The organism is Nesterenkonia salmonea (assembly GCF_005771525.1).
In the GTDB taxonomy this organism is placed as follows: Bacteria; Actinomycetota; Actinomycetes; order Actinomycetales; family Micrococcaceae; genus Nesterenkonia; species Nesterenkonia salmonea.
Map to the genome: position 1 here is coordinate 1 of NZ_VAVZ01000032.1, position 15,356 is coordinate 15,356.

At 62.1% G+C, this 15,356-nt stretch carries 13 protein-coding genes, 1 tRNA gene and 1 other RNA gene; 7 read left to right on the top strand and 8 right to left on the bottom strand.

The genetic code is table 11. The features are described from left to right. Window positions 1–154: 154 nt before the first annotated feature. Both FEF26_RS11330 and FEF26_RS11335 read right to left on the bottom strand, forming a co-directional pair. Window positions 155–243, bottom strand: a tRNA-Ser gene (locus FEF26_RS11330). A gap of 89 nt (window positions 244–332) precedes the next feature. Further along, window positions 333–1,112, bottom strand: a complete 780-nt coding sequence (locus FEF26_RS11335; protein ID WP_166433009.1) for a tyrosine-protein phosphatase — start codon at window positions 1,110–1,112, stop codon at window positions 333–335. An 82-nt stretch (window positions 1,113–1,194) separates the two neighbouring features. Here FEF26_RS11335 and ffs point away from each other — a divergent pair. Both ffs and FEF26_RS11345 read left to right on the top strand, forming a co-directional pair. After that, window positions 1,195–1,291, top strand: an RNA gene (gene ffs, locus FEF26_RS11340) — signal recognition particle sRNA small type. 89 nt (window positions 1,292–1,380) lie between these two features. Continuing rightward, a complete protein-coding gene (locus tag FEF26_RS11345) occupies window positions 1,381–1,785 on the top strand; it encodes a hypothetical protein (protein ID WP_243730549.1) in 405 nt (134 codons plus the stop codon). An 11-nt stretch (window positions 1,786–1,796) separates the two neighbouring features. Here the strand turns inward: FEF26_RS11345 and FEF26_RS11350 are convergent, their stop codons facing one another. Next, window positions 1,797–2,447, bottom strand: a complete 651-nt coding sequence (locus FEF26_RS11350; RefSeq protein WP_138253654.1) for a thermonuclease family protein — start codon at window positions 2,445–2,447, stop codon at window positions 1,797–1,799. Window positions 2,448–2,786: 339 nt separating this feature from the next. Here FEF26_RS11350 and aceA point away from each other — a divergent pair, with 339 nt between their 5' ends. Both aceA and FEF26_RS11360 read left to right on the top strand, forming a co-directional pair. Continuing rightward, a complete protein-coding gene (gene aceA / locus FEF26_RS11355; RefSeq protein WP_138253655.1) occupies window positions 2,787–4,148 on the top strand; it encodes an isocitrate lyase in 1,362 nt (453 codons plus the stop codon). A 49-nt stretch (window positions 4,149–4,197) separates the two neighbouring features. Beyond that, window positions 4,198–4,776: an aldolase/citrate lyase/malate synthase family protein gene (locus FEF26_RS11360; RefSeq protein ID WP_138253656.1), complete on the top strand. Its 579-nt coding sequence runs from the start codon at window positions 4,198–4,200 to the stop codon at window positions 4,774–4,776. Window positions 4,777–4,847: 71 nt separating this feature from the next. On the opposite strand, the gene FEF26_RS11365 is transcribed toward FEF26_RS11360, so the two are convergent. From FEF26_RS11365 to FEF26_RS11375, 3 genes are all read right to left on the bottom strand, one after another. Beyond that, window positions 4,848–5,798, bottom strand: coding sequence for a glycine betaine ABC transporter substrate-binding protein (locus tag FEF26_RS11365; RefSeq protein ID WP_138253657.1), 951 nt, complete (start codon window positions 5,796–5,798; stop codon window positions 4,848–4,850). 72 nt (window positions 5,799–5,870) lie between these two features. Continuing rightward, window positions 5,871–6,827 (bottom strand): ABC transporter permease, encoded by a 957-nt coding sequence (locus FEF26_RS11370; RefSeq protein ID WP_138253658.1) that lies wholly within the window; start codon window positions 6,825–6,827, stop codon window positions 5,871–5,873. Beyond that, complete coding sequence (locus tag FEF26_RS11375) at window positions 6,824–7,978, bottom strand: quaternary amine ABC transporter ATP-binding protein (protein WP_243730550.1); 1,155 nt, start codon at window positions 7,976–7,978, stop codon at window positions 6,824–6,826. Before FEF26_RS11375 ends, FEF26_RS11370 begins: the two co-directional genes overlap by 4 nt. A gap of 218 nt (window positions 7,979–8,196) precedes the next feature. Between FEF26_RS11375 and FEF26_RS11380 the strand changes: the two genes are divergently transcribed. Then, the gene (locus FEF26_RS11380) at window positions 8,197–9,666 is read left to right on the top strand and encodes a helix-turn-helix transcriptional regulator (RefSeq protein ID WP_138253659.1); all 1,470 of its coding nucleotides are present in this window, start codon (window positions 8,197–8,199) and stop codon (window positions 9,664–9,666) included. A 2-nt stretch (window positions 9,667–9,668) separates the two neighbouring features. On the opposite strand, the gene FEF26_RS11385 is transcribed toward FEF26_RS11380, so the two are convergent. Next, window positions 9,669–11,324 (bottom strand): helix-turn-helix domain-containing protein, encoded by a 1,656-nt coding sequence (locus tag FEF26_RS11385; protein ID WP_138253660.1) that lies wholly within the window; start codon window positions 11,322–11,324, stop codon window positions 9,669–9,671. Window positions 11,325–11,466: 142 nt separating this feature from the next. On the opposite strand from FEF26_RS11385, the gene FEF26_RS11390 reads away from it, so the two are divergent. Next, window positions 11,467–12,585, top strand: a complete 1,119-nt coding sequence (locus FEF26_RS11390) for an alcohol dehydrogenase catalytic domain-containing protein (RefSeq protein ID WP_138253661.1) — start codon at window positions 11,467–11,469, stop codon at window positions 12,583–12,585. Between the two features lie 2 nt (window positions 12,586–12,587). After that, on the top strand, window positions 12,588–14,000 hold the full coding sequence (locus FEF26_RS11395; protein WP_243730551.1) for a solute carrier family 23 protein: 1,413 nt from the start codon (window positions 12,588–12,590) through the stop codon (window positions 13,998–14,000). A gap of 52 nt (window positions 14,001–14,052) precedes the next feature. On the opposite strand, the gene FEF26_RS11400 is transcribed toward FEF26_RS11395, so the two are convergent. Further along, window positions 14,053–15,354, bottom strand: a complete 1,302-nt coding sequence (locus tag FEF26_RS11400) for an MFS transporter (protein WP_166433010.1) — start codon at window positions 15,352–15,354, stop codon at window positions 14,053–14,055. Window positions 15,355–15,356: the final 2 nt, after the last annotated feature.

The window sequence follows — 15,356 nt, forward strand, 5'->3', positions numbered from 1 at the left end:
GCCAGGAAAGGCTGGGCCGGCAGCCCCTGACACGCCCGGGCCATACACACATTTCTGCCTATAACCCTTCTTTCCTGACGCGGACAGAGCTAGGGCCCTGAATCGGATGATCCAGGGCCCTACTCTTAGTGATGTTCGGAATCATCACAATCGGCGGAGACGGAGGGATTTGAACCCTCGGCAGAGAATTAACCCTGCACCACCATTCCAGGGTGGCTCCTTCGGCCGCTCGGTCACGTCTCCAAAGTTGTCCTGCAGTTTAGAGGACCCAGACATCGTAGCCGATTATCTGACCCGTTCGCACATCGGCCGGATACGGCCGCCCGAAACAGCTAGGCGACCAGCTTGGTGTGGAGGTCTTCGGTGAGCCGGTCCGGGTCGGTTTCATGCTTCAGCAGGTCCATCAAACCTGAGGCCCCACCCAGTTCGGTCAGCATAGAATCCATGGAATCGGCAGGCGCTGCTAAGAGCGGGTGTTTGGAGGCGAAGAACTCCGCGGTTCGCTTCGCGTCTTCGGACTCATGGTCAGGACGGCTATAGGCAGCCTGGGCCAGACGGTCGAATATCGCCGTCAAGTTCTGCTCAGTCCGTGCGTAGTCCTCCACAATCACGCTGCGGTCCGCACCCAGGAGTTGCAGCACCACCGCAGCAAGAATCCCAGTCCTGTCCTTACCCGCGGCACAGTGGAACAGCACCCCTCCGGTGGACGTGCCGATCACCTCCAGGCCCTCAGCAACCTCGTGGATGTGGCTGCGCACGAGCCCGGCGTACCACCTGCCCACATCCGCCGGTGACTGCATTGACGGCGCCACCTCGATCAGCGCCAAGGGGTGCACGGCCATCTCAGCCAGCGGCAAGTGGTGGGCAGTGACGCCCAGTTCGCCTGCCATGCGGTGCGGGCTCCTAGTGACCTCCGGCGTTGAGCGGAGGTCGAGAACCGCAGAGAGCCCCTGGTCTGCCAGCGCGGCGATCTCCTCACGGGGCGACATCGTCAGATCATCGGCTCGCCACAGCGACGCGGGCCGGAGCCTGCCGCCTTGCACACTGATGCCGCCGAAATCGCGGAGATTGACTAGGGGCCGAGCGGTGAGGGTGGCGTCGTCGTATGTCATTGCTGTCATTTTAGAGGACGCCGGTGACAGCGCCTGTGCCTGGGCGGTTCGCGTCCATTGCGAATCACACGCTACGATGGTCCCTGGCCCCACGCGTGGTGCCATCCTGCTGAACTCCCCCAGGACCGGAAGGTAGCAAGGGTAAGTGGGCTCTGGCAGGTGCGCGTGGGGTTCTTAATGCTCAGCCCCTTAATTTCTACGTTGTGTAGAAAACAGCGATAGAATGAGTGTCGCTGACCATTCCGCTTGCACCGATCCAAGGAGCACTATGTCCCGCGATTACGTCGCCTCACCCATGCCCAAGCTGACGTTCATCACTGGCGCAATCCTGGTGGTGGTTGGCCTTGGTGGGTATCTGTTCTCACTGACCAACGAGACCGACCACTGGACCGCGCTGATTCCAGCCCTGGTGGGACTGCTGCTTGTGGTCAGCGGTGCGATCGCGCTGAAGAACCTGATGGCTGGTGTGCACATTGCCCTGGTCCTCGCGCTGATCGGCGCGTTGGGCATGATCATGCCGCTGATGAGCTTGGGGGACTTGTTCGCTGGAGAGGCTGAACGGCCCGCAGCGGTGGTGTCAGCGCTGATTTCGCTGATCGTCCTCGTGGTGTACCTGGTACTCGGTGTGCGCAGCTTCATCCAAGCTCGCCGCTGGAAGAAGGCCAACGCCTAACCTCCACCGGATTAGCACGCTAGCTGGGCTGAGAACATCCCGGCTTTTTCCTCCTCGGCCTGCGCCCACGCCTGCTCCACGACGCTGAGGAACCGGTCATTGGGTGCGTAATATGCTGGTTCGCCCCAGCCTTCGCGGGCCATACGTTCATTGACGAACACATCCTCAACGAACACCCCTGCCAGCAGCCGGTCATAACGGTCCCGCTGCTCCTGGTCGAACTCCAGGACGACGACGTCGCCCGGGCTCAGCAGCTCACTGATCGCCTCTGAAGCTTCAGGCCCGCCGCACTCCACTGGCTCGGTGGGGTGGACAGTCTCCGGGGTGTCGATATTGAGCAGCCGAACACGTTCATCCTCTCCCTCTATGGACACCACGATCGTGTCACCGTCTACTACACGGACCATCTCTGCGACTGCGGCGTCCTCCGAAAAGCCGTCTGGGACCTCCAGCGGGCGCTGATCCCACCAGCGGAGCACCCCAGCCACAGCTACGCCCACGACCACAACCGCCAACCACATCAGGGCGGTGAACGCCACCGAGCGATGCCGACGCCGGCCCCCTGAGCCTCGGCGTGGTCCTCCCAGTGGACCGCGCACGCCTTGGCGCCGCCGTGCAGACCTCCCGGCGGCGTGTGTGACGGTTCGTGGTGCTGTCCTCATGGGACCAATACTGTAGCGCCCGGTGCCCACCTGCCCAGTGCCTGTTTCCACAGGGCGCAGCCCATCCACATCCTGCTGCCTTCGAGAAATGTCAGATCTCTCCGTTCTCAGGGCCCAGCAGAGCTTCATAGCGGCACTTTTTGACATCTGTGCGGGGTGAGGGCCGTCGGGACGCCTCGGTGAACCCCGAGACGGACCAAAAAGGGCCCCAGTTCCGCTCGTTCTTCGAAAACGCAAAGAAATGCATTTCTTTACCTGAGTTGAGGTAGCGCGGGCCTTGCCTAGTGGCGAAAACTTAGAAATGTCAGAGATGACGCCCACGAATCAAAGGAGATTCCCATGACTGAGACCCTGACCAACGCCGCAGCACAGAACGGCACCTCACAGCAGAGCAGCTTCCAGCCCGAGACCCGGGACGTGTTTGAAGAGAAGGCCCAGGCCCTCCAGAAGGAGTGGGACACCAACCCCCGCTGGAGCCAGACCACTCGCGACTACACCGCCGAGGAAGTCATCCGTCTCCAGGGCACAGTGCAGGAGGAGCAGACTCTGGCCAAGCGCGGCTCAGAGAAGCTTTGGGCCCAACTCACCGAGGAGCACGCTGCAGGGAAGTTCACCAACTCTCTGGGCGCACTGACCGGCAATATGGCTGTTCAGCAGGTCAAGGCCGGCCTGCGTGCCATCTACCTCTCCGGCTGGCAGGTCGCCGGTGACGCCAACCTCTCCGGCCAGACCTACCCGGACCAGTCGCTCTACCCAGCGAACTCGGTCCCTTCGGTGGTCCGCCGGATCAACAACGCCCTGATGCGCGCCGACCAGATCGAATACCTGGAAGGCACCCGCACCGTCGAGGACTGGATGGTACCGATCATCGCCGACGCTGAAGCTGGCTTCGGCGGCCCGCTGAACGCTTACGAGCTCATGAAGCAGATGATCGGCGCCGGCGCGGCAGGCGTGCACTGGGAAGACCAGCTCGCCAGCGAGAAGAAGTGCGGTCACCTGGGCGGCAAAGTCCTCATCCCAACCGGCCAGCATGTGCGCACCCTGCAGTCGGCACGGCTGGCAGCGGACGTCTCCAACACTCCCAGCGTGATCATCGCCCGCACCGATGCTGAAGCGGCCACTCTGATCACCTCAGACGTGGATGAGCGGGATATGCCGTTCATTACCGGGGAACGCACTGCGGAGGGCTTCTACAAGGTCCGCAACGGGATCGAACCCTGCATCTCCCGGGCTAAGGCGTACGCACCGTACTCGGATCTGATCTGGATGGAGACCGGCACCCCGGATCTGGAGTTGGCCAAGAAGTTCGCCGAGGCTGTGAAGTCGGAGTACCCGGACCAGATGCTGGCGTATAACTGCTCACCGTCCTTCAACTGGCGCAAGCACCTGGACGACGCCACGATCGCCAAGTTCCAGCGGGAGCTGGGCAAGATGGGCTTCACCTTCCAGTTCATCACCCTGGCCGGCTTCCACGCCCTCAACTACTCGATGTTCGAGCTCGCCAAGGGTTACAACACCGATCAGATGAAGGCTTATGTGGAGTTGCAGGAGAAGGAATTTGCCGCCGAGGCTCAGGGCTACACCGCCACCAAACACCAGCGAGAGGTCGGCACCGGATATTTCGACGCCGTCTCCACCACTTTGAATCCCGAATCCTCCACAGTTGCGCTGCGGGGATCCACTGAAGAGGGCCAATTTTAGAGTTCACCGGGCAGCAATCCCGAGTGTGAGCAGATAAGGAACCATTGTCATGAATACCGGACAGAACATCACTATTAACGGAATCACTCTCGCCGGGCCATCGGTGCCACGGCAGAACGAACTGTTCACCGGCGCAGCGCTGGAGTTCTTGGCAGTGCTTCACCGCGAATTCTCCCCACGGCTGGTTGAGCTGGGGTTGGGTTCGGAGACACCGCGCTCTGCCTCAGGGTGGCAGGCCCTGGTGCACCGTCACCTGACGGATCCTCCGAGCAGTTTCATCAGCCCACGGCGGCTGACCCGCAGTGAGGACAGGATCCTCTGCAACGGCAGCCCGCTCTCAGCGGGGATTGTTGACTTCGGTCTGCACATCCACCGCAATGCACGCCGCCTGATGAGTGAAGGCAGGGCACCCTTCGTCTCACTTCCTGGGACTGAGGGGGAGGAGGAGCTGCAGATCTGGCAGGAGCTCTTCATTCGTGCTGAGCAGCTGATGGACCTGCCTGACGGCGCTATCCGGGCTATTCATCTGCGGCCCGGTGAGCCGGATATGGACGACGACGAGGACGGCCAAGCCTGCAGCGCTGCAGTCTTGATGACCCGTTCAGGAGCACAAGCTCAAGCCGCCTGATCCCGGCCCATTAACCCACTGAACCCCCGGAGTTTTCGAGGTCTCCGGGGGTTCAGTGCGTGGTGCAGGGTTTAGTTCACCACTTCGTCGATGACGTCCTGGTTGTTCTCAGCCCACTCGACGGCGCCCTCTGGGCCGTCGTCGTACTCGTTGACGACGAGGTCTTCGAGCTCAGCGTACTGGTCATCGTCGAGCTCCAGCGCGCTCATCCACTCGGCTACCTCGGGGAACTCGGAGGAGAAGTCGGCGTTAGCGACTAGGTTGAGGGATTCTTCCTCACCGAGGTGACCCTCTGGATCCTCAAGGTCCTTGAGATCCCATGAACCGTATGCCCAGAAGGGGCGCCACAGGGTGACGACGATGTCCTCTTCGGCCTCAATGGCGTTGTCCAGCTCGGACAGCATGGCAGCTGTGGAGGATTCGAGCAGCTCGAATTCCTCATCCAAGCCGTACTCAGGGAAGACGGTACCTTCGGTGGTTTCCATATGCCCGGCTCCTGCCTCAATGCCCACCACCTGGTTGTCAAAGGCTTCCGGGTCATCCAGAAGTTCTGGGATGGAGTCGATGTCTGTGTACTCGGGGACTGCCAGAGTCAGTACGGCACCGTCGTAGTAGGCGCCGAGATCCTCAAGTGCATCGCCATGCTGGTCCATATATGTTTCGTGAGTTGCAGGCAGCCAGGCTGAGGGGTAGACGTGGATATCACCGTCGGCCAAGCCCTGGTACACAGGTGCTGCGTCACCAAGAGCCATGATCTCGACGTCGTAGCCCTGCTCCTCGAGAATGTGCTGCCACAGGAAGGTCATGGATGAACCGTCGGTCCACCCTTCGATATATCCGAGGGTGATGGTGCCACCTTCCCCGGCAGCCTCGCCGTCGGCGTCGTCGGTGTCAGTTTCTTCCACATCGGTGTCATCTGGCTCTTCACCATTGTCGCCGTTGTCCTCGCCGCAGGCGGCGAGAGTCAGTCCGAGCATCGAGGCGATGGCTGCGGATTTCAGGAATGTTGATGAAAGCTTCATCGTCATGTGTCCTTTTCTTCGTCGGTGCGATTGTTCATTCTCTATGTCCCGCCGTGTTCGGCGGGCAAACTCTCAGTCGGCCTTGGTGGCCGCTGTGCCTGCTTCGGTGTCCTCCGCCGAATCTTGGTTCTGCTGGGGCATGTGGCGCCGGCGCCGGAGTCGGCTCAGTGTGCTGCCCTCCGGTGAGCCGAGGGCGGCTGTCACCCGGTCCAGATAGACGGCGAGCATGACCACGCAGAGGCCAGCCTCCAACCCCAAGGACAGGTTGAGCTGGTTGATGGCTCGGACCACTTCGTTGCCGAGCCCGCCAGCGCCGACAAATCCGCCGAAGACGGCCATTGACAGCGCCAGCATGATCACCTGGTTCACACCAGCCATGATCGTCTTGACGGCCAGTGGCAGCTGAATGCGGAAGAGGATTTGGGTGGGTGTACTGCCGAAGGCATGGCCGGCTTCAACCACTTCGGGGTCCACTTGCCGAATGGCCAATTCGGTCAGCCGCACTCCTGGAGGGAGTGCGAAGATAATGGTGGCGAGGATGCCTGATGGCATTCCGAGTCCGAACATCGCCATTGCCGGGATAAGCCATACCAGGGCCGGCATGGTCTGCATCAGGTCCATTACGGGCCGCACAAAGTTGGAGACGACCTGGTTCTTCGCCGCAAGTATTCCCAAAGGTATGGCGATCAGCAGCGCAATGACAGCTGCGACGGCCACCAGGGCAAGGGTTTCGAGCGCTTCTTCCCACATATCTACTGTGATGATGAAGAACATCAGCGGAATCGTGAGCAGTGCCAGCTTCCAGTCCCGCATCAGCCAGGCGATGAGGGCGAAGATCGCGGTCAGGATCAGAGCGTCGGGCCTGGTGAGCAGGTCCGCCAGACCCTCAGAGGAGGTTTCGAAGACTATCTCAACCCAGTCGATGACGGAGGAGAAGGTGTCTTCGAACCAGTCGAATCCGCGTTCCAGGGCATCACCGATGGGTAGGCGGGGGATCCCGGTGCCGTCGGTCTCTTCGGCGCGAATCATGGGGCCACCTCCTGGTAGACGGTGTGTACCGAGGATGTCGGTGTGGGATCAGCCATGGCGTTGAGCAGGGTGACACGGGGGATAACTCCGAGGAGTTTTCCAGCGTTGTCGGTGACTGCTAAGCCGGCGGCGTGCTCTGAAGCTGCAGTCATCAGCTCGGCCAGATAGGTCTCTTCAGAGGCTGCGGGCATGGGCCTGATGAGTCCGGCCAGGGTTTCTTTTCCAGCGGCTACGCCTTCAGCGATGTCGTCTTCATAGACCACGCCTTGGAGGATTCGGCTCTGGTCGACCACGCAGAGAGAGCGAGTTTGGTTTTCGCGCATCAACCGGTGGGCGGCACGTGGTCCCTGCTCAGAACCCAGCAGCGCCACGGGTGGTTCTTTGACGTCCCCGGCGGTGAGCACTCGTGTGCGGTCCACGTCCTGGATGAACTGGGCTACGTAGTCATTGGCGGGATCGTTGAGGATCTCTTCGGTGGTGCCGACTTGAACGATCTTGCCGTCGCGCATCATGGCGATCCTGCTGCCCAACCGCATGGCCTCGCTGAGGTCGTGGGTGATGAAGACGATCGTCTTGCCCAGGTCCTTCTGGAGTTCCAGCAGCTGGTCCTGCATCTCTTTGCGGATGAGCGGGTCTAAGGCGCTGAAGGCCTCATCCATGAGCATGAGGTCAGTCTCGGCGGCCAGAGCGCGGGCCAGGCCCACGCGTTGGCGCATGCCACCGGAGAGTTGGTCAGGGCGTTGCTCGCCGTAGCCTTCGAGCCCTACGAGTTTCAGCGCCTCGTTCGCTTTCTTCTCACGGTCGCTGCGGTTGAGTCCGCGAACTTCTAAGGAGTAGGCGGCGTTCTGGCCGACTGTTCGGTGTGGCATGAGCGCAAAGTGCTGGAAGACCATGGAGATCTTCTCCCGCCGGATGCTGCGCAGGCGCCGGGTATTCACTTTGGTGATGTCCTGGCCGAAGATCTCTACCGTCCCGGCGGTGGGAGGCTGGATACCGTTGAGTGTGCGGATCAGTGTGGATTTTCCGGACCCGGAAAGTCCCATGACCACAAAGATCTCGCCCTGAGGTACCTCGAAGGAGGCGTCGATGACGGCCGCCATCCCTTGGGATTTCAGTTCGTCCCGTGTTGCGCCTTCTTTTATTTTTTTCACGATTGACTCAGGCCGTTTGCCGAATGCCTTATAGACATTCTGCACACGTACCGCTGAGACGTGACTATCTTCAGTTACTAGCAAACCCTCAAAACTCCCTCAAAACGCCCTGTGAAAGTGACTCTTGAGTTTCTAACTTACCAAACTGGCCAGAAGTGCTCTATATCACATTGACCAGTTGCCCGGCTGATGAGGGATTTCTGACCTACACTGTCCCCATGCGCGCAACGGAGCTCGCCACAGCAGAGAACGACGACGCCCTGGACCTTATTGCCCTGGGACGCCGGGTACGTCACCTGCGCAAGAAACAGGGCATGACCCTGGATGACTTAGCGGAAAAAGTCAGCACCGCCCCCAGCCAGCTCTCCCTTTTGGAGAACGGCAAACGCGAACCAAAGCTCTCCCAACTCCAGCATCTGGCTCGAACTCTAGGTGTGGGTATGGAGCACCTTATGGGTGCGGAGCCGCCGTCTAAGCGGGCTGGCCTGGAGATCGAGTTGGAGAAGACCCAGCGCGGCCCCCTCTACGCTGCTCTCGGCCTGCCCTCGGTACGGATCTCCAACCGGCTGCCCATGGATGTGCTGGAGTCCCTCGTGGCCCTGCAGCGGGAGCTGAAGCGCCGGCTGGAGGAGCAGGCTGCCACCCCTGAGGAGGCCCGCCGGGCCAACACCGAGCTGCGGGAGGAGATGAAATCCCGCAACAACTACTACTCGGAGATCGAGGCTCAGGCGGCTGAGCTGCTCAAAGCTGTGGGGTACACCTCGGGGCCGCTGGGTCATCACATTGCCGCCCGGATTGCGGAGCACCTGGGGTTCTCTATCCGGTTTGTTCCGAATCTTCCGAACTCCACCCGGTCAGTGACGGATCAGCGCAACAAGATCATCTACCTCACGCAGGGCAGGTTCCGGGACTGGGATTCACGTTCGGTGCTGCTGCAGGCCCTAGGCCACCACGTGCTGGGTCATACCGAACCCAGCGACTACTCGGACTTTCTGCGTCAACGGGTCTATACCAACTACTTTGCCGCGGCCCTGCTGATGCCGGAGAAACCGGCAGTCGAGTTCCTGGCCACTGCCAAGAGCGGCAAGGAACTCGCGATCGAGGATCTGCGTGACGCGTTTGCCGTGTCCTATGAGTCGGCTGCCCACCGGTTCACTAACCTGGCTACCGAGCATTTGGGGATCACCTGTCACTTCCAGAAGGTCCACGAATCCGGCATCATCCACAAGGCTTATGAGAACGACGGCGTCAGCTTCCCCGCCGACCATTCCGGGGCTATCGAAGGCCAGACCATTTGCCGGGAATGGACCTCACGCCAGGTGTTCGACGTCAAGGACAAGTTCCGCTCCTTCAACCAGTACACCGATACCCCCTCAGGCACGTTCTGGTGCACCGCCCGCACCGAAGGCCACTCTTCTGGCGTGTACTCGCTCTCCATCGGGGTGCCGTTTGAGCACGCCAAATGGTTCCGCGGCAAGGACACCCAGTTCCGGTCTGTGTCCCGGTGCCCGGAGGACCCCACATGCTGCCGGGTGCCGCCGGCGGAACTGGCTGAGGTCTGGGGCGGCAACGCCTGGCCTGCCACCCGGGCTAATACTCACCTGCTGGCAGCGATGCCGGAGGGCGCCTTCCCCGGGGTGGACACCACCGAGGTCTACAGGTTCCTCCAGGACCATTCCCCCAGCTGAACTCAGGTGGAGAGCGCCCAGGCGCGCAGGCTCAGATGCACATCGAGGGCGCGCGGCGCGCAGTCCCAGCCTGCACCTAGGAGCTTTGTGATGGTCCCCAGCCGCTGCCGGACAGTGTTGCGGTGCATGAACAGTGCCTCTGCGGTGCGGTCGATCCGGCGGTCGGCGTCAAAGTACGTCAGAGCGGTCTGCGCCAGAGAGGTCCCGCGTGAGGTGTCATAGTCCACCAGTGGGCTGATCTCTCGGGTGAGCTCTGAGTGCTCAGACTCTCCGGCCAGATGCACCACGGCAGCGACGAGCCCCAGACTGTCTGCGTCGACGATCCCGTGTTCCCCTGAGTAGCGCAGAGCTGAGAGTCCGGTCTGCGCCCGGTGCCAGAACGTCCTCAGCTCAGCTATTGAATCCATGGGTCCGGCATAGGAGGCACGGCTGTGGATGGAGATCTGGTCCGCGGCGCGGAAACTCGTCACCCATTCGCGTGAGGTGAAGACGGCGCAGAGGTCCTCGCCCACTGAGGCGAGCAGCTTGGTGCCGGGCAGCTGCCGCAGTTGTCGCTGGAGTTCGCGTTCACGGGCGAAGGGGTGGGAGATCACCGCGACCCACACCTGATCACTGGAGTTCAGCTCCCAGTGCCGGAGTCGGCGGTCCAACCGTGTCCGTGAGATGTCCTCACCCTGGAGGAGCTCGTCGAGCACATCGCGTTGGGCACGGTGCTGGGCGTCCTCCTCCGCTTGAAGGAACAGCAGGGCGAGGGCGCAGTGCGACGCCGCCCGCTCCAGAAGCGTCTGATGCACGGGACTCAGACTGCACTCCACTCTGAGGTAGCCCAGTGTCGCTTTTCCCGAGGTCACCGGCACCGTGACCCCCTGAGCTCGGTTGGCTGTCCGCGCGGGTTCTGGGGCGACGCCGCCCGGGTTCATGACGGAGACTTCTTCGCCGCGTTCGTTGAGCAGCTTCACCGGATGCATGAGAGCCTCGGCAGTCACCTCGAGGACCCTTTCCGCGGAGGGGTTCTGCAGCACCGCACGCATCAGCTGCTCATCGAATCGCGTGATCTCTGTCAGTGAGAGGAGTTCCTGCTGATTCTGCGCGTTTTTCTGGCTGAGCAGCTCGGCATCGCGCAGCGCCTGGGCGTACTCTTCGGCGTTGTCCAGGGCCACCGCGGCGTGCTTTCCGAGTGAATCGACCGTGCTGATCTCATCGGGGCTGAAGACTCTGCGGGACCGTTCGGCAACCATGAGGGCGCCCATGACCCGGCCCCCCACAAGCAGAGGCACGCCCATGATGGTGCGGACTCCCTCCTCGGCCACGATCAGGTCAATGTCCGGAATATGGGACACCGAGGTATCGGGGAGGTAGTCGCTGGTCTGGTAAGGGGCCTTTCCTGCTGCGACGAGTCCCAGAATGCCGGTCCCGATAGGCATTCTGATGCTGCGGTAGGCGCTTGTTGCCACACCATCGGACTGGCGAATGTAGGTGGTGCCTTGGGAGTGGTCGTTGAGGCTGATGTAGGCCATATCGGACCGGACCAGCTGCCTGGTGCGACGCGCGATCGAGGCCAGCACAGATTCCACATCCTGGAGGCTGGAGAGTTCCGCCGCGGTGTCCAGCAGCGCGCGAAGCAGAGCCTCTCGGTCAGAGGTGGACATGGTCACCATGCACACACTGTAGATCACATGGTGGTGACCAAGCACACACTATGTACTGGATGGCGCGCACGCTCAGCTGATTAGATCGCTCAGTTAGCCTCGTGATGCACATCACCAGGTCTTGCCGGTCAGGAGAGGACACAGCCATCGTATGAAGATCACCGGAGCCGTTCTGGAAGAGATCGGCCGCCCCAGCCCCTACGCGGATTCGACGCCGCTGAGCATCAGTGAACTTGAACTCCAGGACCCCCAGGCCACGGAGCTGCTGATCCGGATGGAGGCAGCCGGGGTCTGCCACTCGGACCTCTCCGTGGTCAACGGTGACCGGGCGCGTCCGGTCCCCATGCTGCTGGGGCACGAGGCCGCGGGGATCGTGGAGTCGGTCGGACCTGAGGTCGAAGGCATCGAACCGGGACAGCGCGTGGTCATGACCTTCCTACCGCGCTGCGAGGATTGTGAGAACTGCGCAGCCGATGGCCGCCTTCCGTGCACACCCGGTAGTGCGGCCAATTCGGAGGGCCGCATGCTCAGCGGCGGACGCAGACTCTCCCGCGGCGGGGACTCCGTCCACCACCACCTGGGCGTTTCAGGGTTCGCCACGTATGCGGTGGTCGACCAGGCCACCGTGGTGCCGGTCGGCTCCGATGTTCCCCCGGAGGTCGCCGCCGTGCTGGGGTGCGCGGTGCTGACCGGAGGAGGGTCCCTGCTCAACGCCGCCAAACCAGGGCCTCAGGACACAGTAATGATTGTGGGACTCGGCGGCGTCGGTATCGCTGCACTGCTGACCGCGGTGGGTGAGGGCTATCAGCGCATCATCGGTGTGGATATGGCCGAGGACAAACTCGCGCTGGCGCTGGAGGTGGGCGCCCATGAGGTTTACACGCCCCAGCAGCTCGAGGAGCAGGGCATCAAAGCCCACCGCGTCGTCGAATGTGCTGGCCACGAATCGGCCTTCGAGACAGCCTTCCGCGCCACCAAGCCCGGCGGGGTGACTGTCACCGTGGGGTTCCCCCACCCAGAGGCCACCGCCGCCATACCCCCGGCCGTCATCACCGGTGAGGCACGCACCATCATGGGGTCCTACCTGGGCTCCTCTGTGCCGAAGCGGGACATTCCCCGCTATGAGCAGTTGTGGAGGGAGGGCCGGCTTCAGGTGGAGAAGCTCATTACCTCACACATCAGACTGGCCGACATCAACCAGGCCATGGACGACCTCGCAGCCGGCAGAGCCGTCCGTCAGATCATCACCTTCGACAGACAGGAAGCCTGACTGTGTCCCAGATCAGCGAAGATCCCGGCCGAGGCCCCGGCGAGGACCCGGATAAGGCGCAGGGAAACGGACGTTCCAGCTCCACCCCACATTGGAAAGCCGGCCCGTTCGAGATCAGGCTGCCGTTTGTGCACTACCGGTTCGAATGGGCGGACTACACCCAGGGTCTGTTCATGTGTGCGGTGGACCTGGCGGCCATCCCCCTGATGGTCAGCCTGCTGGGCATGCCGTTTGAGGTGGCGCTGGCAGTGATCCTCATCAACGGGCTGCTCTACCTCACCCACCACATGCTGGGCGACCCCGTGGTTCCGGGTTGGATCACGCCTGCAATCCCCCTGGTGATGGCCTACTGTGAGACGTTTCCGGAAGGGGAGGAACGAATACACGCCCTCATCTCCTTCCAGATATTACTGGGGCTGTTCTCCATCACCCTGGGCGTCACCGGCCTGGCCCGTCGAGTGGTCAAGGCCATTCCTGCCGCCATCAAATCGGGTGTGCTCATTGGCGCTGGCATCGCAGCCGTTCAGCGCATCTTCGATGAAGGTGGAGAGTTCCACGACTTCCCAGTAACCATCACCATTGCGGTCGGTCTGGCGTTCTTCCTGATGTACTCCCGGTCCTTCTCCTCATGGCGGGAACGCAACCGCTTCGCCATGCAGATCGGCAAGCTCGGAGTGCTGCCCTGCATCCTGATCGCCGTGATCGTCGCCCCACTGGCGGGGGAGGCCGAGTGGTCCGAGGTCGAGTGGGGCATCATCCAGCCCGACTTCGTCACGCTGTGGCGGGAGTACACGGTCTTCGGCCTGGGGATGCCGCCGCTGGAGATGTTCGCCCTGGCGATCCCCACCGTGCTGGCCACCTACATTGTGGTCTTCGGCGACTCGCTGCAGGCTGACGGACTGCTGAAGGAAGCCAATAAGGCCCGTCCCGATGAGCACATCGAGTACAACCCGGACCGGGCGCATATGATCTTCGGCTTCAGGAACACCCTGATGGGCGTCATCGGCCCCGATGTGGCCATGGCCGGCCCGGTGTGGGCCGCCATGCAGGCCGTGGTGGTGGAGCGCTACAAGCAGGGCCGCAAGGCAATGAAGTCCATCTTCGGAGGCATGGGATCCTTCCGCTGGGGCACCAATACGGGACTTCTGCTGCTGCCGATCGTGACGCTGGTAGAACCCATCCTGGGTGTGGCGATGGCCCTGACTCTGCTGATCCAGGGATTCGTGAGCGTGCGTATCGGCATTATGGAGGCGCGCAGTCAGCGCGATCTCGGCATCGCCGGGATCACCGCCGCAACGCTGGCGCTCATGGGTGCTGCCTGGGGGCTTGGAGCTGGCGTGCTGCTGTGCCTGCTGATCTACGGCCGCCAATTCTTCTCCGGAGAGGACGACGGCACCTTCGCCAAGAAGGACTGACCCCGAAGATGTCTTCGGCTCACCGCGCCCCGGCGCTATACCTCACCTTCGCTCAGGCGGAGGGGGTTTTAGCGCTGGGGGCCTCGCCGTCGTCGTCCTTGGTGGGTGGGATATACGGCATCACACCGGTGGCATCGTTGACCCAGTTGCGGGTACGACGCCGCGCCACACCTTGTTTGACCCGGAACTTCCCATGCACCAGCCAGTAGAGCACGATCGCTAACACCACCACTCCGGCGCATCCGGCGTACATCACGTGGAAACCCCACAGATCCACCAGCGGACCCAGAAGCAGCGGGGAGAGGCCGAAGCCGAGGTCCATCATGATGAAGAAGGTGGAGATGCCGATGCTGATCCGGTGGGTGCGCATCTTGGAGGCGATGATCGCCTGGATCGCCGGCAGCAGCGACCCGAAACCGAACCCGGCGAGCACACCGGAGGCGACCATCACGCCCTGATTCGGTGACCAGGCCAGCAGCCCCATGGACACCGCGAACGAGCAGAGAGCTGGAATGACCACAATGTTGTCACCCCGGCGGTCTTGGATTTTGCCCATGAACAGGCGCACCACAAGCATGGTGGCGGCGTACACCACAAAGTAGAGGCTCGCGCCGTCGGACATGCCAATGGATTGGGCGTAGCCGTTGAGGAACGTCATCACTGAGGCGAACGTCAGCCCCAGCAGGGTGGCGACCATGGCAATGGAGAACGCCCGCGGTTCGATCACATCGGAGGGCCGCAGCCGCAGCCGGTCCCGGATGGGCGTTCCCTTACGTTTGACCTCAGGGGTGTTGACCAGGCACGCGCAGAGGAAGGATGCTGCGGAGACAATCGTCACCGCGTAGAACATGCCGTCGAACCCGTAACTTTCGGTCAGTTGGATCGCGGCCAGCGGACCCAGGGCCGGCGGCAGCGAGTTGGCCAGCAGATAGTAGCCGGAGCCTTCACCGCGGCGGCCACGCGGGATGATGTCGAATACCGCCGCCGTCAGGGCGGTCTGCCCAAAACCGAGCGCAATACCGTGCACAATGCGCAGCGCAATCAGCCACTGATAGGAATCCACCCACAGGTAGAGGATCCCGGCGACGGTGAACAGACCAAGGCAGATCACCAGAATGGGCTTCCGGCCCAGGGTGTTGACGTACTTCCCAGCGAAGAACCGGGCACCCAGAGCGCCCATCACAAACGCGCTCGCAGCGAAACCTGCAGCGGTCTGTCCTGCACCAAACTCGGTGGCCGCATAGACTGCCATCCCAGTGACTAGGATGAAGAACGCAGTGGTGATGGCCAGGTTAATCAGGATCGCCAGAATGAAGTTCCAACTCAGCAGCGGTTCTTTCGTATCCTGATTCACAC